Source organism: Gimesia fumaroli (genome assembly GCF_007754425.1).
Taxonomy (GTDB): domain Bacteria; phylum Planctomycetota; class Planctomycetia; order Planctomycetales; family Planctomycetaceae; genus Gimesia; species Gimesia fumaroli.
The window spans coordinates 4,999,241-5,018,880 of the sequence record NZ_CP037452.1 but is presented as its reverse complement, the minus strand read 5'-3'; the positions used below and the strand labels follow the sequence as shown (position 1 = coordinate 5,018,880).

General features: G+C 47.6%; 20 protein-coding genes. 7 read left to right on the top strand and 13 right to left on the bottom strand.

What is annotated here, in order from left to right:
• Nucleotides 1-89: 89 nt before the first annotated feature.
• Nucleotides 90-1,814, top strand: a complete 1,725-nt coding sequence (locus Enr17x_RS19000; RefSeq protein ID WP_145311299.1) for a GGDEF domain-containing protein — start codon at nucleotides 90-92, stop codon at nucleotides 1,812-1,814.
• Nucleotides 1,815-1,970: 156 nt separating this feature from the next.
• On the top strand, nucleotides 1,971-2,768 hold the full coding sequence (locus Enr17x_RS18995; RefSeq protein WP_232100776.1) for a glycosyltransferase family 2 protein: 798 nt from the start codon (nucleotides 1,971-1,973) through the stop codon (nucleotides 2,766-2,768).
• A 26-nt stretch (nucleotides 2,769-2,794) separates the two neighbouring features.
• Here the strand turns inward: Enr17x_RS18995 and Enr17x_RS18990 are convergent, their stop codons facing one another.
• From Enr17x_RS18990 to Enr17x_RS18980, 3 genes are all read right to left on the bottom strand, one after another.
• Nucleotides 2,795-3,712: a leucine-rich repeat domain-containing protein gene (locus tag Enr17x_RS18990; RefSeq protein WP_198000673.1), complete on the bottom strand. Its 918-nt coding sequence runs from the start codon at nucleotides 3,710-3,712 to the stop codon at nucleotides 2,795-2,797.
• Nucleotides 3,713-3,758: 46 nt separating this feature from the next.
• The gene (locus Enr17x_RS18985) at nucleotides 3,759-4,796 is read right to left on the bottom strand and encodes a mandelate racemase/muconate lactonizing enzyme family protein (RefSeq protein WP_145311297.1); all 1,038 of its coding nucleotides are present in this window, start codon (nucleotides 4,794-4,796) and stop codon (nucleotides 3,759-3,761) included.
• Nucleotides 4,797-4,942: 146 nt separating this feature from the next.
• Nucleotides 4,943-6,313 carry a HEAT repeat domain-containing protein gene (locus Enr17x_RS18980; protein WP_145311296.1) on the bottom strand — a complete coding sequence of 457 codons (1,371 nt, stop codon included), beginning with the start codon at nucleotides 6,311-6,313 and terminating at the stop codon, nucleotides 4,943-4,945.
• Between the two features lie 640 nt (nucleotides 6,314-6,953).
• Between Enr17x_RS18980 and Enr17x_RS18975 the strand changes: the two genes are divergently transcribed.
• Nucleotides 6,954-7,886 carry a histone deacetylase family protein gene (locus Enr17x_RS18975; protein WP_145311295.1) on the top strand — a complete coding sequence of 311 codons (933 nt, stop codon included), beginning with the start codon at nucleotides 6,954-6,956 and terminating at the stop codon, nucleotides 7,884-7,886.
• Nucleotides 7,887-7,916: 30 nt separating this feature from the next.
• On the opposite strand, the gene Enr17x_RS18970 is transcribed toward Enr17x_RS18975, so the two are convergent.
• From Enr17x_RS18970 to Enr17x_RS18960, 3 genes are all read right to left on the bottom strand, one after another.
• A complete protein-coding gene (locus Enr17x_RS18970) occupies nucleotides 7,917-8,945 on the bottom strand; it encodes a prenyltransferase/squalene oxidase repeat-containing protein (protein WP_145311294.1) in 1,029 nt (342 codons plus the stop codon).
• Between the two features lie 110 nt (nucleotides 8,946-9,055).
• Nucleotides 9,056-9,415 (bottom strand): 2Fe-2S iron-sulfur cluster-binding protein, encoded by a 360-nt coding sequence (locus Enr17x_RS18965; RefSeq protein ID WP_145311293.1) that lies wholly within the window; start codon nucleotides 9,413-9,415, stop codon nucleotides 9,056-9,058.
• A 124-nt stretch (nucleotides 9,416-9,539) separates the two neighbouring features.
• Nucleotides 9,540-10,010: a universal stress protein gene (locus Enr17x_RS18960; RefSeq protein ID WP_145311292.1), complete on the bottom strand. Its 471-nt coding sequence runs from the start codon at nucleotides 10,008-10,010 to the stop codon at nucleotides 9,540-9,542.
• Between the two features lie 503 nt (nucleotides 10,011-10,513).
• Between Enr17x_RS18960 and Enr17x_RS18955 the strand changes: the two genes are divergently transcribed.
• Nucleotides 10,514-11,617, top strand: coding sequence for a hypothetical protein (locus Enr17x_RS18955; RefSeq protein ID WP_145311291.1), 1,104 nt, complete (start codon nucleotides 10,514-10,516; stop codon nucleotides 11,615-11,617).
• 10 nt (nucleotides 11,618-11,627) lie between these two features.
• Here Enr17x_RS18955 and yidD read toward each other — a convergent pair whose 3' ends face one another.
• The 4 genes from yidD to Enr17x_RS18935 are packed head-to-tail and all read right to left on the bottom strand — an operon-like array spanning nucleotide 11,628 to nucleotide 13,636.
• Nucleotides 11,628-11,879 carry a membrane protein insertion efficiency factor YidD gene (gene yidD / locus Enr17x_RS18950; RefSeq protein ID WP_145311290.1) on the bottom strand — a complete coding sequence of 84 codons (252 nt, stop codon included), beginning with the start codon at nucleotides 11,877-11,879 and terminating at the stop codon, nucleotides 11,628-11,630.
• A complete protein-coding gene (gene rnpA, locus Enr17x_RS18945) occupies nucleotides 11,876-12,241 on the bottom strand; it encodes a ribonuclease P protein component (RefSeq protein ID WP_145311289.1) in 366 nt (121 codons plus the stop codon). Before rnpA ends, yidD begins: the two co-directional genes overlap by 4 nt.
• Before the next feature lie 37 nt (nucleotides 12,242-12,278).
• Nucleotides 12,279-12,719: a hypothetical protein gene (locus tag Enr17x_RS18940; protein WP_145311288.1), complete on the bottom strand. Its 441-nt coding sequence runs from the start codon at nucleotides 12,717-12,719 to the stop codon at nucleotides 12,279-12,281.
• A 5-nt stretch (nucleotides 12,720-12,724) separates the two neighbouring features.
• On the bottom strand, nucleotides 12,725-13,636 hold the full coding sequence (locus Enr17x_RS18935) for a DnaJ C-terminal domain-containing protein (RefSeq protein WP_145311287.1): 912 nt from the start codon (nucleotides 13,634-13,636) through the stop codon (nucleotides 12,725-12,727).
• Nucleotides 13,637-13,985: 349 nt separating this feature from the next.
• Here Enr17x_RS18935 and Enr17x_RS18930 point away from each other — a divergent pair, with 349 nt between their 5' ends.
• The gene (locus tag Enr17x_RS18930) at nucleotides 13,986-15,341 is read left to right on the top strand and encodes an ABC transporter permease (protein WP_145311286.1); all 1,356 of its coding nucleotides are present in this window, start codon (nucleotides 13,986-13,988) and stop codon (nucleotides 15,339-15,341) included.
• A 48-nt stretch (nucleotides 15,342-15,389) separates the two neighbouring features.
• A complete protein-coding gene (locus Enr17x_RS18925) occupies nucleotides 15,390-16,067 on the top strand; it encodes an ABC transporter ATP-binding protein (protein WP_145311285.1) in 678 nt (225 codons plus the stop codon).
• Between the two features lie 92 nt (nucleotides 16,068-16,159).
• Here the strand turns inward: Enr17x_RS18925 and Enr17x_RS18920 are convergent, their stop codons facing one another.
• A complete protein-coding gene (locus Enr17x_RS18920) occupies nucleotides 16,160-16,657 on the bottom strand; it encodes a hypothetical protein (RefSeq protein ID WP_145311284.1) in 498 nt (165 codons plus the stop codon).
• Nucleotides 16,658-17,224: 567 nt separating this feature from the next.
• Between Enr17x_RS18920 and argB the strand changes: the two genes are divergently transcribed.
• Nucleotides 17,225-18,100, top strand: coding sequence for an acetylglutamate kinase (gene argB, locus Enr17x_RS18915; RefSeq protein ID WP_145311283.1), 876 nt, complete (start codon nucleotides 17,225-17,227; stop codon nucleotides 18,098-18,100).
• A 5-nt stretch (nucleotides 18,101-18,105) separates the two neighbouring features.
• Here argB and Enr17x_RS18910 read toward each other — a convergent pair whose 3' ends face one another.
• Entirely contained in the window at nucleotides 18,106-18,600 is a 495-nt protein-coding gene (locus tag Enr17x_RS18910) for a hypothetical protein (protein ID WP_145311282.1), read from the bottom strand.
• The gene (locus tag Enr17x_RS18905) at nucleotides 18,597-19,595 is read right to left on the bottom strand and encodes a hypothetical protein (protein ID WP_145311281.1); all 999 of its coding nucleotides are present in this window, start codon (nucleotides 19,593-19,595) and stop codon (nucleotides 18,597-18,599) included. The genes Enr17x_RS18910 and Enr17x_RS18905 overlap by 4 nt, the downstream gene beginning before the upstream one ends.
• Between the last annotated feature and the right edge of the window lie 45 nt (nucleotides 19,596-19,640).

Sequence of the window (19,640 nt, the reverse complement as noted above, 5' to 3'; positions counted from 1 at the left end):
TGAGCTAAGTTTTAATGAAGACCACAGAATTCACATTGATTTTCTATTCGAATTAATCTGGCCTGTATGTTAGAAAGCGCAGGAGACAGTTGTCTTACCTTATCGCATCAATCATAGAAGTGTTTACGAATAACGTAGCGCACGGCGTGTCCAGCTTGAGTGTCGTGGCGATCGCTTGTGTATGCCTGCTGCAGTATGCTGTTTACTCTTTGAAAATGTCTGCCGTTCGTCAAGAGAATGAGGAATTCCAACGTAATATTTCTGCAGTTGAAGAAGAATTAAACGATGTTCAATCTGATCGTGCCATGACACTGATCGAGAATCATATTCTGCGTGAATTTGTGACTCAGTCTGAATTTGACCAGACCATAGAATTATTATTGAAACGATATGTTCCATCTTTACGCGAAGGATTTGGAATCTATCTCAATCAAATTGGTGGTGAATTCAAATTAAGAGAAGCGCGGGGTATCACTAAGAATACCAAAGCCGTCTACGAAGTTGATTCAGAAATACTGCATCAATTACGCAGTGAAAATGTTCTGATCTTGCGCGGGAAGAAACTGCGTGAATCTCAAATCTACGGCTGCCTGCACGAGCAGGATCGATCGCGAGTCCAAAAGCTCTGCCTGATGGCTGTGTATGATAAAGAAGATGTTTCGGGCATCTTTATCACGACCGATCTGTATCCCAAAGGCGTGGATGAAAAACAGCAGATAAAACTGGCAAAACGATTACTGATCTGTATCTCGCGGAACATTGTAAAAAATCAGGATTTTGAATCTCACCGTTATGAATTACGGGTGACAAGAGAGCAGCTCGAACTACGTTCTTTAGCTGACCAGCAATATAAGACTCCCGTCAAAATGCTGGAAGAGTTTTTGGATCGGCTCCGTCAGTTGACCAATTCCAGCAGGGCAGGTTTATTCCTGTCGACACCGGGTGAAGAATCGGGCTGTAAAGCCATTGTACAATGTGGAATTACCCTTCAGACTGGGGTGAAGACCCGTTGGCGTGAACATGAAATCAATCTGGTCCGAATTGGATTGAGTTCGGGCGAGAATACATCATTGGCAGGTGATCAATTAGAAAACCATGGGATTCGATCATTGATCGGCGCTGCCTTGATTTCTCCACTGGTGACGAATCGGAAACGTATTGGAGCCATCTGTCTGACCAGTCAGGAGAGTCAGCCTTACGATGAGCGCTCCCTGCGATTGATTTCCTGGGCTTCTCAGTTTCTTTCCAATACACTTCTCAAGGTACTGAGTCATGCCACAATTGAACGACAGGCGAAGCAGGATGGTTTAACAGGATTAGTGAATCGTCGTTCCTTCGACGAATTGATCGAAGACGAATTCAACCGCGCTCATAGTATGCAGATGTCGTGTTCGTTGATTCTGATTGATCTGGATCATTTCAAATCCGTAAACGATACTTATGGCCATCAGGCAGGAGACGAAGTTCTCAGGCGGGTGGCTCATATTCTGAGAGAACGAATCAAAGAGATTCGCTCTTCGGACAGCGTGATCGCCGCCCGCTATGGTGGCGAAGAACTTGCAATTTTACTGCCTGACATTGGTCTGGCAGGTACTGAACGGATTGCAGAGGTCATCCGGCATTCGATCGAAACGTCAACGATTGAATTTAATGATACTGTCATTCCAGTGACAGCCAGTCTGGGCATTTCGACCTATGCACCCCATGTTATGGAGAGTGTAGAAGCGATGGTTGCAGCTGCCGACGGTGCACTCTATCAGGCTAAGGCAGAAGGAAGAAACCGGGTTTGCAGCCTGACCTCCTCTCCTGTTTGACTGATTCGCTAAAACTCACGCTTTTAGACTTGTTTACGGTTTGTTTCTCGTAAACAATGCATCGCAGTCTGTAGCTGAATTCATATGGTCGTTCAGACTTATGATGTGATTTCCCACAATGTTGTCCTTTGCTGCCCCTCTTTTTTCGATTGCACAATGTCTGATCCCATTTCTCACGAGCCTGGTACTGTTCCTCCCCGAGGTCGCGTCATCGCTGTGATGCCGGCTTACAATGCAGCCAGTACTCTGGAACGAACGGTTTCTGATATTCCAGAAGGCTCGGTTGATGAAATTGTACTGGTCGATGACTGTAGCAGCGATAACACAGTTGAGGTGGCGAAGCATCTGGGTTTAACCGTGATCCAGCATGAACGGAATACCGGTTATGGTGGAAACCAGAAGACGTGTTACCGATATGCATTAGAAGCCGGCGCTGATTATGTGGTGATGATCCATCCGGATTATCAATATGACAGTCGTGTTGTGCCGGTCGCGATTGAACTCATTCGTCTGGGAATATGTGATGTGATTTTGGGATCACGGATTCGGACCAGGGCGGAAGCGTTAGAAGGCGGGATGCCACTATATAAGTATGTCGCCAACCGTGGACTCACCATAATGGAGAACATTGCACTCGGACAGAATCTCGGCGATTTTCACAGTGGCTTTCGTGCTTACCGGCGTGAAGTTCTGGAAAAAATCCCTTTCGAAAAAAACTCCGACGACTTTGTGTTTGATAGTCAGTTCCTGGCACAGGCAGTACGATTTGGTTTTAAACTGAGCGATATCCCTGTGCCGGTCCGTTACTTTGAAGAAGCCTCAAGTATCAATTTTAGACGCAGTGCCCGCTATGGTTTATTGACCTTGGGCGTGCTCCTGCAATACTGGGGAAATCGACTTGGAATCTGGAAATCAGATATTTTTTCTGATAACCGACAGCATCTGGTCGATTGAAGCTACCCTGCATGCGGGAACGGCTGTTATTTTTTCTTCGCGCTTTGGCTGAGATCATATTCTTTCCAGAATTCAGCAGCCGCTTTCACATTATCGAAGTTCGTTCCGATTCCCTGAATGGATTGATTCTCACGAACGATATTCATACCTTTTGTGATTTTGGATGGTGTGAAGATCAACCGTTGTAAAGGCATCCCTTTGAGCGGAGTCAAATCGGTAACGTCTGAGTTTGCCAGGTTCAACCTCAGAAATGGCATCCCTCTCAGTGGGGAAATATCGGCTACTTTCGTATCTTGAATATCAAGACTTTCCAGAAGCATTCCTTTGAGTGGAGAGATATCAGTGATTTCCGTTTTGGGAATCCACAGTGTTTTTAAGGGAAGTGTATTGATCAGGTTCAGGTTTTTGACTTTCGTATCAAACAGATTGAGCTGATTGAGGGGCATGCCTTCCAGGGGGGAGATATCCGAGATCGGAGTATGTTCCAATCGGAGAATCTGAATTGGCATGCCTTTCAAAGGGCGTAGGTCGCTGACATAAGTTCCTTCCAGATAAAGTTCCAGCAGCTTCATCCCCTTTAAAGGGCTTAAATCAGTAACCGGGCAATTGGTCAGGTCAAGATATTGTAATTTCAATCCCTCAAGTGCGGAAATATTTTCCACTTTGGTGTTGAACAGATTGACCGAAATGATTTCTCCTTTTACTTTCCCAAACTCAGCATTGTTCTGGTAATCAGGATTGTCTTTTTTCAGGCGTTCATGAATGTCCTCTTCGGACAGAATCGCAGGACCTGCTGGCGCTGTGGGAATGGGTGGGTCTTCTTTGATCGGCTCCGGCTGGTTGGCGGTCTGAGGTGATTCCTGATTGCATCCTGCCAGAGACATTAGAGTCATTAGAAAACAGACTGCTACTATGGGGGTAAGAAACGTATCGAATTTCATCATTAGCAGCGCTTTCAGTGTCCAGAGTGATATGGACTAAATTGTGATTTCAATTGACAAGGAAGAGATTCTGTTCATCGAACAGCAGACCAAATCCAGGGCGGTCTGATAATTCAATAGTTCCCTCTTTCACTTCAGGTTGTCCAGCGACCCAGGTCATCCAGGGGCGTCCGGTTTCCGCAAGTGGATCAGGATCAAGAGCAGCAATCGCGTGCAGAGCCCAGATTTCACATCCTCGATGAGGACAAACACGTAACCCTGCTTTATTTGCCATTGTGTAGATTTTGATGAGTTCCGTCAAACCACCACACCAGCAGACATCTGGCTGTAGTACGGAATGCAACTGCTCCTCGATTAACTGGCCGAAGGCAGCCGAAGTGAATTCGTGCTCTCCTCCGGCAATCGGAACGGCAGATTGTTCTTTGAGAAGTCGATAGCCGGCTAAATCGTCAGGCGAGAGTGGTTCTTCAATCCACTCAATCCGGGAAGATGCAATCTCTTGAGAGATCGCGATTGTAGATTCGACGTCCCATTTCATCCAGGCATCCACCATTAAGAGTGGATCGGGACCGATCAATGAACGCGCCTGTTCGATAGCAGAGATCATCAACTCGCGTTGACCTGGGGCTGCGACTTTACCCAGGTGTAGCTTGTAGCCGGCGTGTCCTGATATTGTCTGTAATTCCTGAGGATCCCAGACGGTACGGTATGTCGGGATTTTCTTTCCCGGCTTACCTCCCAGCAGAGAGACAAGCGGTTGCTGTTCGTGTTTTCCACGCAGGTCCCATAATGCCAGATCGACTCCACTGAGAGCCATGACCGCAATTCCCTTGCGTCCAAACGCCAGCGTGGCCTGATACATTTCATCCCAGAGCTGAGAAATCTCCTCCGGATTTCGACCTAGCAACAGATCGCGGAGAACCGTTTTGACAACATGCATGCCCGCGAGTCCTCCCCCGCCAACGCCATAACCCGTGATTCCCGAATCGGTATCAATGGCAACCAAGATTTGGCCCAGGCTGGTACGCCAGTCGGCAGGGGAATTTTCTCCAACGGGTTGTATCGCGCGAACGTCTGTGATTTTCATGCAATTAGTTTACATGAACCAACAGGAAATTGCAGCGACCACTTTTCGTATCAGACCAGTAAAATTTGTGATTTTTCTTGTCAGTCTGATCAAACACGTTTATTGCTACCAGAGAAAGGATGACGCGACGTAAACACCAAAACACCTTAATTTCCTTCAGCAACTTGCTGATTTTTCGGCTTTGCCTGAACGGGAGCAACACGGAAGTTTTTAGGAAGATTTTTTTTCAACCAGTCATCCATTGATTTGGTGACGTCGGGGGCAATGGGGGGGGTTACTCCTGGCTGGAGGACCGTCTTTACTGGTTTGATGATTTGTTTGTAGGCATCATTGACGACTGTCTGATTCACTGGCTTTTGAGTTAAACCATTATCCATGCCAGCCGCCTGTGGTTTGAAGGCCAGATAGACATTCCAAAAATAGCGTTTCCAGAAGCGGGCTTTATTATTCGCGTTATAGGCTTTGATCATTTTCCGAGTCAGATCAACGATCGAATATGTGATCAGCTTGATATCTGAATTGGCTTTAAGCGGAAGTTTTCCCAGATTGTAGGCTGCTGAGGATCGGACACGCCAGGTTCGTTTGGGATCGTTCATTACCTTGAGCAAAGCATTTACAACGACCGGGCGGCGGGCCAGGTTATCAGTAATGCCCATAGATCCCAGAGTATCCACCAAGCTTCTCTGGTACCAGGAATGCTCTTGTACTGAGAGTTCTAATGCAGGAATGAGTGCTTCTACGATCGAAACACGACGGGAGTTCGTGGGATCGCCAATTTCTCCAATTCGGGCGAGGCCATTCGCGGCAATAATTTTTAATTCGGTGGGTTGTCTTGGTGATGCAATGATTTTGAGAAGCGGAGCATAAGCAGGTACATAAGCAACCCGATTGAGCTTTTTCCGTCGATCTTCATCTCTCAGATCTAGACTTGATAACAGCACAACTGCGCTGAAACGAACAAGCCGATGATTATCAAATAAATCTTCTGCGCGTTTGGTGAGTTCTTCGAGATACAGTTCTCTGGCTTGATAATTGCCTGAAACACGCCCCGAGAATTGAATATCGCGTAAGATATTTGCTCTGAGTTTTTTCAGGTCGGTTTTGTTTTCCGGCTTTCGAGGATCCTGTTTCAATGTCATCAGGTACAGGTTATAGCGAGCGCCCTCAGCGATGAGTTTTTTGTCTGCATCGGAACTGATCTTTCCTCCTCGCAGCAATTCTTCAAAGTCTCTCAGTTTCGTTTTTCGAAATCGCTCGGCTTCTTCGGGAGTCATTAACTCCTTGACCTGATCTAGCCCCGGATCTTGCATACCGGGTTTCGGTTGTGCTGCCGCTGGTTTTTTCTTTGCAGCTGGCTGCTCAGGATTGGGTTGATTAGGGGGAGCAGGCTGTTGGCTCAGAAGCGCCGAACTGCTTAAGAGTAACAGACCGGTTGCCAGTAGAGGAATCGCCGTCATTCTGGCGGCCAGCATTCCAATTCGCGAAAAGGCCTGAAACGAGCATGTAGATTGTCGCACGGAAAGTTCCTTCATTCAACGTTCTGCTCGAACCCCAGTGACCAAATAAACTTATGGGGCATTCTAGACTACAACAGGGAGCTTTACATTTAAGGAAAATATTACACAAATAAGGCAAATAACTCTATGGCAGCCGAATAGAATTCCTGTGATTAAATAACGGCCGCTATAATGGTTCCGAACGAAGCGGAATGAAGAGATGATTTACTATAAATAATACGATAAATACGGTTCAGATTCCAATTAAATATGCCAATTTCTACTCTCACTGACAAGGAATCGCTAATGAAAGATATAATCGAACGAGGAAAAATCGTCTGATGAGGTGAAGAATTCTATATGGCAGTCTTACGAGACTTTATTTTATTATCTTACGTTATCGCCTTACCTTACGAGCTGTCAAGATTTTTCTCTACCCACATGGTTGTTTTCTCTTCAGAAGGTATTGGGAGAACAGGAACACTCTGATTGGCGTTCCCGTCTGGTCTCTCAATTTGATATTCTGATGCTGCACACTCAATTGAGCGAAAGTGCGGTGGGAATGTACAGTTGGGTATGAGCAGGATCTCCCTTTCATAACGGTTAAATGACTTACACTGAAAATCAAAATATGCGTTATCCAGAATGAATGGGAATCATTATGGCTGATTTTTTTCAGAGTCCTACGTTTTTACTCCACGAAACAGGTCAACATCCTGAGAATCCGTTTCGTTTGACAAAGATCAAGGAGCGGGTTACGGAGGAAAAAATTGCGAATCTAAAAAACGTGAATCAATGGGCTTCCGGAACACCTCAAGAGATACTTAGAGTTCATACAGCCGAGTATTTAAAGGAATTAGAACAGTTTTGTGCCGATGGTGGAGGCCAGATTTCGACGGATACGGTAGTCTGTTTTGAGTCTTATAATGTGGCAACGTATGCTGCAGGATGTGCTGTGACTGCAGTGAATGAAGTGCTGGGAAAAAAGACGAAACGAGCATTTTGCGCAGTGCGACCGCCGGGACATCATGCCTTGCCTGATCAGGCGATGGGGTTTTGTCTGTTGAATAACGTGGCGATCGCAGCCCGGCATGCCATTCAACAACATCAACTGAATCGGATTCTGATCGTTGACTGGGACGTTCATCATGGCAATGGAACGCAGGAGATCTTTTACAAAGACGGGCAGGTATATTTTTTCTCGGCCCATCGATTTCCCTTTTATCCGGGGACTGGGACTGCGCAGGAAACAGGGGCAGGCGACGGACTGGGGACAATCTGGAATCTGCCACTTGCATTTGGAATTTCCCGAAAAGACTATTTCGAAAAATTCGAACAGATGTTGCTGGAAGCGGCGCGAAAATGCCGACCGGAACTGGTCCTGATCAGCGCAGGCTTTGATGCGCACAAAGATGATCCGATTGGCTCTTTAGGTTTAGAGACTGAGGATTTCGGCAAACTGACACAGTTAGTGCTGAATGTTGCCCAAGAATATTGTGAAGGCAAGGTCGTCAGTCTACTCGAAGGAGGTTACAACCCAGCGAAACTCGCCGAGTCTGTCGTCAGCCATTTAAAGGTGCTGAGTCAGAAATAAAGCAGCCTGTGCCTGAATCATGGCACGGAGTTATTTCTGATAGATCGGCAGGTATCCATTATCCAGTTGCAGGATGGTCGCATTGATTGCGGTTGTATAAACCGGGCCGACATGACCTTCCATCCAGGCGCCAGACGCTGATTGTTTGCGGATAATCTGTTGGCCGATATCTTTGATATACTTGTCCCAGTTTTTGGTTTCGCCGCGGTACATGACCTGGGCATAGTAAAAATGGGCGTAGTGCCAGTGCCCAAAGTAGCGGTTCGAACTTCCGCCCGGCCAGATGTTTTTTCGGCAGTACTCCAGCATGTTTTTTAAGTGATCAGAATCAAATTCTCCCGCATTGAACAGAGCCGCACAGGCGGCTGCGGTTATCGCCGGTCTGGCACCGCCGCCTCGAATACTGTATTGGACCCCGCCATCTTGAGTCGTGCAGTCTGCGATATATTTCTTTGCTCGATCAATGATCTTTTTATCAACAGGAATACCCGCATTGCGGCAGGCACGTAGCCCCTGAACCTGGGTGATACACGTTGATCCTTCGTCAAAGTCATTCCCGTCTTTGGCGGAAACGTATCCCCAGCCACCTCGTGTTGTCTGGGCACCGGCACAGAACTCGACAGCTTTCATCAGCACTTTTTTCAGTTCATCGCGGCGTAATGAATCTTCTTCTTCGCCGTAAACTTGTGACAGAAAGACCATGGAATATCCATGCCCATAAGTGTAATGGTAGTCATTCTTGTAGCCGATCAAGCCGTTTGGCTGGCTCATTTCGAGAAGATAATCAACGGCGTTCTTGATATTCTTAGCGTATTTGCCACGTGTGGTGGTTGAACCTTCTGCCAGCAGCGCATTCCCGGCAAGGGCGGTCATCGCGACACGATACTGGCCTCCGTTGGCTTCCCAGTACCCCTGACGACGTTGTTCTCTCGCCAGATATCCCAGTGCGTTTGTCACCGCCTTCTGAAGCTTGGGATCACGGGTTTTCGCGAATGTAGATTCCGTGACAGGCAGGAGTACGCAGCCAGTGATCAGTAGGAAAGCCAGAACTCTTCGCATGAGGTTCTCCCTCGATTAAGAGGTTCCAATTCCAGTCACATGATCAGAATTGGTTTAAAGAGATGCCCTGATCATCGCGCAACCAGAGCGTCCCGGGGTTTAAGCATCGTTTATTTATCAACCCATTCAACGGGCTGTGGTTCAATTTCGTCTTTCGGTCTATTGCCTGTGTCAGCGCGTCCACTGCCTTCAAGACGGCTGATAACGCGGACAGTCATATCATGATCACAGAGAATTTGACAGCTCAATCGGCATCCGGACAATTCCCGGGCTTCGAGCGTAGTTTTTTCTGCGACGGTCATCTGATTCGGTTCACCCTCTATAAACTCGACACGACATGTCGTGCAGCGACCTGCGCCACCACAAGCATGTAATTGATCGACGTGAGCATTATCGGTTAAGGCCAGTACCAGCCGTTTCCCCGATTCCACTTCGAACTCTCCTACATTTTCAACAGTCAGTTTCGGCATTATTTCCTCAATGTGATATGGGGTTCTGTATTTGTGATTTCATCTTGAATCAGTGTACAATGTTCCCTTAAAGTGCTTCCGTCAGTAAGGACTCAAGTCATTATAGGCTTGAAGCACACCTATTTTAAGTCGGCATTACAAATTCTCTTTCGGGATGTGAAACCGTTAGTACAGGGCAGGGGGCTTTGCGAACCACTTTTTCCGCCACACTACCTAGTAACATGTGTTTAATCCCGGTTCGGCCGTGGGTACCAATGACAATCAGGTCGATTTCTGCCTGTTTCGCATAACGGATAATTTCGAGAAATGCGGGGCCGACACGCACTTCCCGCACCACTTCCAAGTCCTCGGTTCCCGGCAGGCCAGGCATCTCTTCCAGTTGTTTTTTAGCCAAATTCTGCATGTCTGATACGAGATCATTCATGGAAGTCCCCATCATGTTTGGTTCCGGGAACATCGCGACAGCATCTTGAACAACATTCAGCAGATGTAATTTTGCGTCAAATCGTTTGGCTAATTCACAACCATAGAGCAGGGCCTGCTCGCCAAATTCACTAAAATCGGTAGGGACGAGAATGTTTTTGAGTTTAATCATGGGGTTCCTCCTGGCTCAAGTAATCCTGATTCAGTCGATCTTCTCTTATTGTAGTAAATCTGATGACCTGTTTCCGAGTTACCGGTAGCGGTCTTGTGCAATATTCTTCATTAATCTCTTACGACTCGCTTTCGGCAAGCGAATATTATTATCAGGAATAATCATTAAAATTTGACTAATTCCTAAGCAGTGAATTATCTTAAAAACTGGCTTTTCAGTGATTTTCCACACTTTGAACCTGGTAATAAACAGTACGACCGTTAGAGAACGAAAAATAGAATTATCAATCACGACACTTTTATTTATGAGAAATCGTTTTAGCAAGAATAAACGGATGGTTGTTGAACCTATTCTAACTGATTCATCACTTTGATATATCAGAAAGCGGCAGATTTAACCGATTTTTATTCCGTGTGCCATACCACATTTTGAGAGTTTGTCAAATTGGAATTGTGGTATTTGAAAATGGTGCCTGTCGCACGACACGGAAAGAGGAAATCAAGATGACAATGCCATATAAAAAAACAGTCTCGTTATTTGCCTGCTTACTTTCATTGACGGGATCATATGGCTGTCAGTCTGCCCAGCAGAAGGTGTATCAGCAGGCCGCACGCCCCAGTACAGAATATCAGGCGGCTCCCTATAGCCAAATGGAACCCAGTCATCCGGGATCAGGAAAGTTTTTTAATGAGCCGGCTCCCGCTCCGGTCGATAATAGTTTTCCTCCTGCAGCACCACCGAGCTTGAATGTGCCTGTGCCTGAAAAACAGACCAATAATGGTGGTCCTCTGATTCAGAGAACTTCTCAGGAAGAAGTTGCTGAAGATCAGGAGTACTTTAAATCGGTCTTTAGTTCTGAGCCGGTCGAGCCTGCTCAGAAACATCTGGGGCTCGTACCTCGCTATTCGACAGTCTCCTCATCTGTTTCAGAGAAAGTCAAACAGATGAACGGGAAGGTTAAAGGTTTCTATTCCAAAATGAAATCGCACGTGAAAACGCCTGAATGGATTCGAAAAGTTTCAGGCAGTCATGTTGTTGTCCAGGAAGAAGAGGTATTTTGTACTGATATGTCCTGCATTGAAACGGCACCAGTATTTGAGGAACTTCCCGCTGAGTCAGTGCCTGTTGACTCAGATCCTGTAGGACCACAGCCCGTAATTCCTCAGCCAAAACAACTCCAGCCTGAATTCCCTCAACCGGAACCGCAGGAAAAGAACAATCTTCCACGACTGCCCCCGCCGGGAGAAACAACTCATTGGGATAATAACTGGAGAGTTTCCGCTACACTGGAACAACTTCCCGTCGATAACTACTCAACATCAGAAGATCAACTCGAACAGTGGCCTCATTCGAAACAACGCATGCAGTCGAATGCCCAGGCATTTCAATTGAAAAAAACGGTCCCCGTTTCCACGCCTCAGTTCATCCCGAATGAACCACAGCAGAAACATCCCAGTCAATTGACTGTCCCAGCCATGATTTCTCAGGAACAGTCTGGTCCGATTCGGAAAATCGGCCTGCAGAATTCGCAGAATGCAAAAAATTCCGCAACTTATTCTCCCTACACGCCACTGCCGGCCAGAGCGACATCGCGAACGGGATATTAAGTCGAACGATTTAAGGTGGGTCGTAGCCACCCGGGTGAAAAGGATGACAGCGGCAGATCCGCAGGATTCCTTTCACGCTCCCTTTTACGGCTCCATATTTCTGGACTGCCAGAATAAAGTATTCGCTGCAACTCGGGTGAAACCGGCAGTGTCCTCCCAGAATATAGCGAAACGTCTTCTGATAAATTCGCACCAGTCCGATCAGGATGAAGGCTGGAACTTGGTACAGAAAACGGAAAATGTGCAAAGCAATCTGTTTCATCCGCTTTGCTTTTGCTCCAGACGGCGGTTAAGTTTCTGAGAAAGTCGCTTGAGCGAACTCTGATACTGTTTCAGGTCAGCTTCGACGGTAGGTCGGGGTATGGCAATCAGATCTAATCCTTTTGGGAGTTGATGCTGAATAAGTCGAAAGGCTTCACGAATCAGTCTTTTCTTGCGGGCCCGTTTGATGGCGTTTCCATTTTTCCGGGAGACACTGACTCCCAGACGGGTCTGGTTCAGTTCATTTCGTACCGCAAACAATAGCAGACATTGATCTCCGGCTCGCTGCCTGGCGGAATAGATCGTGGAAAAATCCTGCTGGCTGCGTATTCTTTTCGTGTTTGGAAATCCGAATTGTTTCACCGGAAAATTCTGCCTCCCACAGGCGTCATAGAAATAGTTATGCTTTAGGCGGCTCTTCTTCGACCTGCTCAGAATCGTCAGAATTATCTGGTGCTGGTTTCGCGGAATTCTGCTGGTCAGGATGTGTCTGTGACGGATAAGGTCTTCGGATCATGCTGCGAACAGAGTGACCAAACAGGGATGTGAAAATCAAAATGCCAATCCCGGTTCCTGCCAGAATCCAGACAATGAGGATTAAAACTCCCAGTTCCCGCGGTCGCTCGTCTTTCTTTTTGTCATTTGCTTGCTCATTTTCCCCCTGCTCAGACTCACCAGGTACATCGACCCCTGTTTGTTGACTGGAATCGACGGTAGCAGAACCAGCTTCCCCGTTCTGCTGTGCAGACAGGTCAGCGACCGGCATGCTGATGAAGAACAGCAAGAGCATCAGGAAACACAATCGATGTCGCTTTTTCTCACGCTGGAGTAATGTTTGCATTGAGATCACCATGCTTTCGACCGAGGGGCTTCTTGATTGATTTGCTCATAGAGCGAGCGATCCTGCTCACTCAGGTCTTTGGGAGCTACAATTTTGATAGAACAGATCTGATCTCCCGGTTGTTTGGTTTTCTGATCGGTGATTCCTTTTCCGCGAAGTCGTAGTTTCGTTCCGCTGGAGGTTCCCGGTGGTATCGTAACGGTGACTTCGCCTTCGGATAACGTGGGGACGTCGACCTTAGCACCTAAAGCTGCTTCAGGAAGTGTGATAGGAACTTCCAGCAGCAGATTGCTGCCATCCCGTTTGAAATAAGGGTGATTTCCGACTTTGATCGTGATCAGTAAATCACCCGGAGGACCGCCGTGAATTCCAGGGCCTCCCTGACCGCCCAATCTGATCACTGATCCGTTATCGACTCCAGCTGGGATTTTGATCGTCAACCGTTCGGAAGAACTCCCTTTCTGAAGTGTGACTTCGTGCTGACCGCCGACTGCTGCCAGATGAAAAGGAATTTCGATCTGAAGTCGTTTTGACTCTCCCTTCTGGGGCCGCGGTTGTGCACGTTTGCCTCCGCGGAATGCACCACCAAATAAATCGCCCAGGTCAATCCCGCCACCGCCGAACAGATCTTCCATATCAACCGGGCCGGCTCCACCGCCAGACTGGTAGTAGCCGCCTCCTCCGGGACCTGCCTGCTGGAAGGAGTGGCCAAACTGATCGTATTGCTTGCGCTTATTCTCGTCGCGCAGAACTTCGTATGCTTCTTGAACTTCTTTAAATTTCTGATCCGCTGATTTATCATCAGGAGCCATATCAGGGTGATATTTTCGCGACAGTTTTCTGTACGCTTTTTTAATCTCATCAGCGCTGGCGCTGCGGGATACCTCCAGAATATCGTAATAGTCTCGTTTGTTCATTGATTCGAAATTCGTTATAAGTACCAGGCATCAAAATAGAGTTTGCAGATCGAATTTGTTTCGGGAAATCTGAAAACAAGGTGTTTCCACGAGAACTCCGAAAATCAACTGCCCTATACCATCAGGCATCAGGTTTCAGTTGAATCGATTTATTGACTGACTCGAGCTGGGAGCATTCTACGTTTGAATTTGACTGGTTTTCAAGTTAGGTCTGTCTATAACTCCTTATTATCAGTTCTTTTATTATGAGAAACCGAATCAAATTGATTCATTGATGGAACTGATCTGCGTAGAATAACACAGACACTTTGAAGGCCGGAATGAATCGACTCACTGGAAAACAGCCTAAATGTTTAAATTTGCCTTGCGAAACCTCCTGAGCCGCGCTTTACGTTCTTTTTTATGTTTGATGGGATTAACCATTGCGATTGCTGGCATGGTGGGATTGTTTTCCATTGCTGGTGGGCTGGAAGATACCGTTTCTCAGACATTTGGTAAAATATCGGGGATTGTCGCGATGCAACCCGGTGCGCCAATCCCGTTGTTCTCCCGGATTCCCCGATCATGGGGAACTGAGATTGAAGAGATCGCTGGTGTGTCGATTGTAAATCCGGAAATCTGGTCCCGCGTCAATATCATTGAGGGCAAGCCGGTTATCAGTCCGCCTCGATTTCTATTTGGAACAGATCTTCCCACCCGGCTACAATTAAAAAAAGGCATCTATCGTGAAGGCATCTATGCGGGTCGGTTTTTAACCCTGAAAGACCGGGGGAATCTCAATACGGTGATCAGCCGCCAGATTGCAGAACAGCACCAGAAGCAGGTCGGTGATCAAATTGAGGTCAACGGTCAACAAATGACGATCGTCGGTCTTTACGAATGCGGCTCGATTCTGCTTGATGTGGCGATCATTCTGGACATTGATGTTGTACGGGATATCACACGATTCGATCCACAGACTGTCAGTTGTTTTTATATTGAGCAGTCCGGAGATCTCAAAAATGAGGTGATTGTGAAAAATATCAAAGACCAGTTTCGGGATCGGGAACTGGCTTCCTGGCAACCAGCGTCTTTGGCATTAGCCAATGCATCACAATCCAACATCCTCAAAGACTTAGTCAATGCCCTCGATCAGGGGTTAAAGGGAGCCTCGGAACAGGGAGTGTCGAAAAAAGAGGACCCTGGGAAGCAGTCGTCCTCTCCCAGAAAAGCCCCAGTTGAGACCACGAAAGCGAAATCAGATGAACATCCCAGTGCATTGGAAGTAAGGGCGGCTTCCGACTGGGGAGACCGGCTGGAAACATTTACTGCCGATCTGGATATCTTTCTGGGATTGATGACCGGGATTGGGATGTTAATCGCCATGCTGAGTATCATCAATACGATGTTAATGAGCGTGATGGAACGAATTGTGGATTTTGGGATTCTCAAAGCGAATGGCTGGTCCAATCGGGATGTGATGCTGCTGATCACCTCCGAGAGTTCGCTTTTAGGAGTCACTGGCGGAGTTCTGGGAGGCATCCTGGGATTAGTCGCCATCGCAATCGTGAACTGGAAATTTGCCAGTCAGGTCCATCTTTATGCCAGTCCGGGATTACTTCTGTTTGGTGTTGTCTTCAGTACGCTGCTTGGCATTCTTGGTGGGCTGTATCCTGCCTGGTGGACCACTCGGATGACACCCATTGATGCAATCCGACGTGGTTAAAATTAAATACATCTAATCTGGAACGTGTTAGCAGAAAGTTGACTACAGATGATCGAAGTTCGCGATGTAACGAAAATTCACCAGAGCGGCGAAACAGAAGTGCGTGCGTTGCAGGGCGTGAGTTGCCGTTTTCCCGGGCAAACATTTTCGTTTATCCTGGGACCATCGGGAAGCGGAAAAAGTACGTTGCTTTATCTGATGGGGGCGCTGGATGCTCCTTCGACAGGCGAAATCTTTGTGCAAAATCGATCATTGTCGACATTGAATCAAACCGAACGTGACACCTACCGCCGCGAAAAAGTCGGGTTTGTCTTTCAGAGTTTTAATCTATTGAAAAACCTGAATGCATTGGAAAATGTACTTGCCCCGTATTTGCCTCAGGGAGTGACAGCCGAACAGAAACAGCATGCTGAAGATCTGCTGAAACAGGTGGGGTTAGGCCAGCGGATTACGCATCGTCCGAATCAATTATCCGGTGGAGAGCAACAGCGGGTGGCGATCGCCCGTGCTCTGTTAAAACGGCCTTTATTGATCCTAGCCGATGAACCGACGGGGGAGCTGGATACTAAAACCGGCGCGGAAATTTTTAGTTGTCTGCGCGACATGAGCGAACAATATCAAACAACCGTCGTGATCGTGACACACGACGAACGCTATATCAGAGAGACCGATTATATTATCAGGTTACGCGATGGGAAAATTGCGGATGAGAATAGAGCAGAATAAAATACAAAAACAGCTACGATTCGGGATTCAGGAATCGTAGCTGTATGGAAAGCCGACGATGCGGTTTTCTGGTTTATATTTTCTGAACTGAATCAGACAGTGTCAATTTTTCCGTCATGCGATTTGCGAAAACCGGGGCCTGCCTCTTCAGGGGGAGTGGCATAAACATTCAGACGCACAATTTCCAAATCAGCCAGATGGCCTTCAATTGTGATGTAGGCGGATGCTGGGGTACTGGCAACGGCTGCTGCTGAATCTTCCTGATAATGGAAGTGGAAGCGATTGACTGACTCAAATCGGTCCAGCAGCTGTAGCAGGTCGAACTGAAAGCTGGCAGCGATATACTGGCCGTCGCGTTGTCCACCAACAATCTCCGTGCTACCCAGGAACAGGCCGACTTCCCAGCATTCTTCAGTGAACTGACAGTCGAAGCCAACCCGACCTACTTCATCATGCGGATTGAAGATGTCAGCGACCTCGTCCACAAAGCTACTGAGCCAGGAAGGACGACAATTGATATTTGTTTGATCTGAAGCAAAGTTTTCCATTTGTTTCATCAGGTGTTGAATCGGCAAGTGTGAATGGGCCAACGTTGTTTCTCCATCTCAATCTCTTAAGGTCTCATAGTGGTTGTAAAGCAAGCAATTTCGTGAGCGATTACGATCTTGTTCTGTAGAGTTAAATATCGGGGAATTTCATGGAACGGCCACACATCAATTCTGCTGTTCTCCTGAGATGGCCCGTATCTGTGTCTGTGAGTGCAAAATTGCCGAACCGGCCTGTCGCACCATTCCCTCTACTTGCCGGGGCCGTATTGATCAGTCCGATTGTGTTGCCTGTCAGGGAGTCGATTCAAGTTGGATTATGCCAGTTCGAGACCTGAAATATTTTGTGAAATTTCGGTTTGAGACATTTGAAATTGAAGTTGAGTGAAAAAATACGAAAACGGATTAAAATACGAAAAAAACATGTTCTTTTGTGGACAGAATTCAGTGGCACCAGGGATTCAAGGCAGTGGTTTGACAGTTCACAGAGGTCACTTACAATAAGACCAGACTAATTCTGTTTTCTGGTCAAACTGCAATCTCTTTGATGAGATTGATTTTAGAATACAAATTTGCATCCGTTGATGTATCAAGAAGGGTTAAAGGTTTACTGTGGAAGGTGCCGTTCGAAAAGCTGCTGTGTTGATCGAGGCGTTAAGCTGGATTAGAAGATTTCGTGGGCGCTATGTTGTGATCAAGCTCGGAGGCAGTGCCCTCGAAGAAGAGTCCGCCGTCAAAGCGTTTTTGACCGACGTGATCTTTATGCGCACGGTAGGCATGCACCCGATTCTTGTGCATGGTGGCGGGAAAGCCATCAGTAAGGCAATGAGCGAAGCCGGCATTGAACCCCGGTTTGTGCATGGACGACGTTATACCGATGAAAACACACTGGAAATCGCCACCGATGTCCTCGCCAATCAGATCAGCGAGTCACTGGCTCAGGAAATTAGATCCCAAGGTGCGAAAGCAGAACCGCTCCATTTTGGGACACGGAATTGTCTTAAGGGAGAGCAACTGACTCTCCAGGCGGAAGATGGTTCTACTATGGATCTCGGGCATGTTGGTTTTGTAACGGACGTAGACCAGGAACTCCTGGCGGAAATCTGCGAATCGGATGCAATTCCCGTGATTCCGTCTGTTGCTCTGGATCAATCAGGACAGAAACTAAACGTCAATGCAGATACCGCTGCTGCTGCCCTTGCCCGTATTTTGAAAGCGGAGAAGCTGGTCTTTTTGAGTGATGTACCGGGCATTTTTCTCGATCGGAATGATCCCGAGACGCTGGTCTCCCACCTGGAAACCGAGCGCTGTCGGGCTCTCATTGCGGATGGCACCATTGATGCCGGCATGGAGCCCAAGGTCGATGCGGCTCTGGAAGCGCTGGCAAGCGGAGTCGGCAAGGTTCACATCGTTGACGCCCGGCTTCCGCATTCGATTCTGCTGGAAATTTATTCCGATAAAGGGATCGGGACCGAAATCGTCAAATAGGGATTTTAATTGCCGGTCTGCGGATTTTCCGGCGTGACGGCTTCTACTTGATTCGATCCGGAAAACCGGATCTCCGGGTGCCTGATCATGCCGCCCCAGTGCGCGGCGATGGTCCAGAAAACGGCCATTGAAATCGTGCCGACCACAATCAGCGATCGCTGCCAGCGGGGAATGGTTTCCCCCTGAAATCGTTGAATCAATGCATTGCCGACAATCATCGATAAAACGACCATCGCCAGCAGGCAGGAGCGTGCCAGGATAGCGTGAAATTCGACAATTTCCTTCTCGACGTTGTAATGTGCTTGTAACAGCTCATACGCGGGAGGACCAGAAAAGTAGGCCACTGTTGCCAGCAGCAGAATGGTCAGTAGCAGCCAGCAACAGATTTCAAACAGACGGTCATCGCGCAACAACCGTGCCAGGACAAATAAAATCGACAGACCCCAGCATCCCACTATGGGGACGTGGACTGTGATAAGATGGATTTGGGCCGCGTTCATTGTCGACCTGTCTTGATTGCTTCACTGGGATCAATTCCCTGATCGACCTGACTGTAATCCAGCTCACTCCCCCCCATACTGTGGGGAATCAGATAACAGACTGTCATCACGATTGAAGCAGTGAAGACAGCAATCCGCATGATGCCCGTCACTTTTTTGTACGGATTTAAACCGATCACCGAGCAGGCAAAGACCCAGGCCAAAAACATGAACAGCATTTTATTATCAGTCCAGTCACCTCCCAGCGGAAATCCGGTCCAGTATTCTCCGAAGGCATATTTTTGAACCATGGGGCCTAAAATCATTCCGCCAACCGTCATGCCACATAAGGTGACCCAGGCCAGCTGACGCATATTGTAAGGAGCAAAGAGAGCGGCCAGACCGGATCGCATGCCTAACAGGATCGAAAAAATCATCAACGAGATGTGAGGGATCAAAACGCCATCCGGGACGGGATCCTTGAAGCGAATCAGGACAAATTCATCATCCTGTGCTGGGAAACGTCGTTCTTGCCCGCCGCTATCACTATAAATCTTCGCTTCGATATAGTATTCCAGTTTGCCCGCCGCTGGCTGTTTGGGAAGCGCACCTTCCAGTTTGTACTGTTCTCCTTCCTTGACTACCGTCATTGGGACAGCCGTGAATTCATCAGTCGTGCGATACCGTTTGTAGAATAATGTCGCCGATGGTTCTGGTTCGGATAAGGGGGCCGGTAATTCAACAATCGCATCAGCCGTGGATTCATGTGTACGAATGAGCTTAGCGGTGATTCCGTCATCCACCCGGATTTTCATAGGATAGGTCGGCCCTGTTGCCCGCTGATAAATCATCGCAGAAGCGGCCAGAATAAATGCCAGAAACCAGAGACCGCTCCGTTTGAGCAGGCTGGGTTTAGGCGGGAGCGTGGGGGCTGCTGTAACTTCTTGTATTGTTTCAGCTTCGGTCTGGTCTGAATCCTGAGTTTCTTCCATGGGAGACCCTTTTTTCTCAATCATTGGGAATTCAATATTCGTAGTGTCTTATAAGCAGACCACGATTGC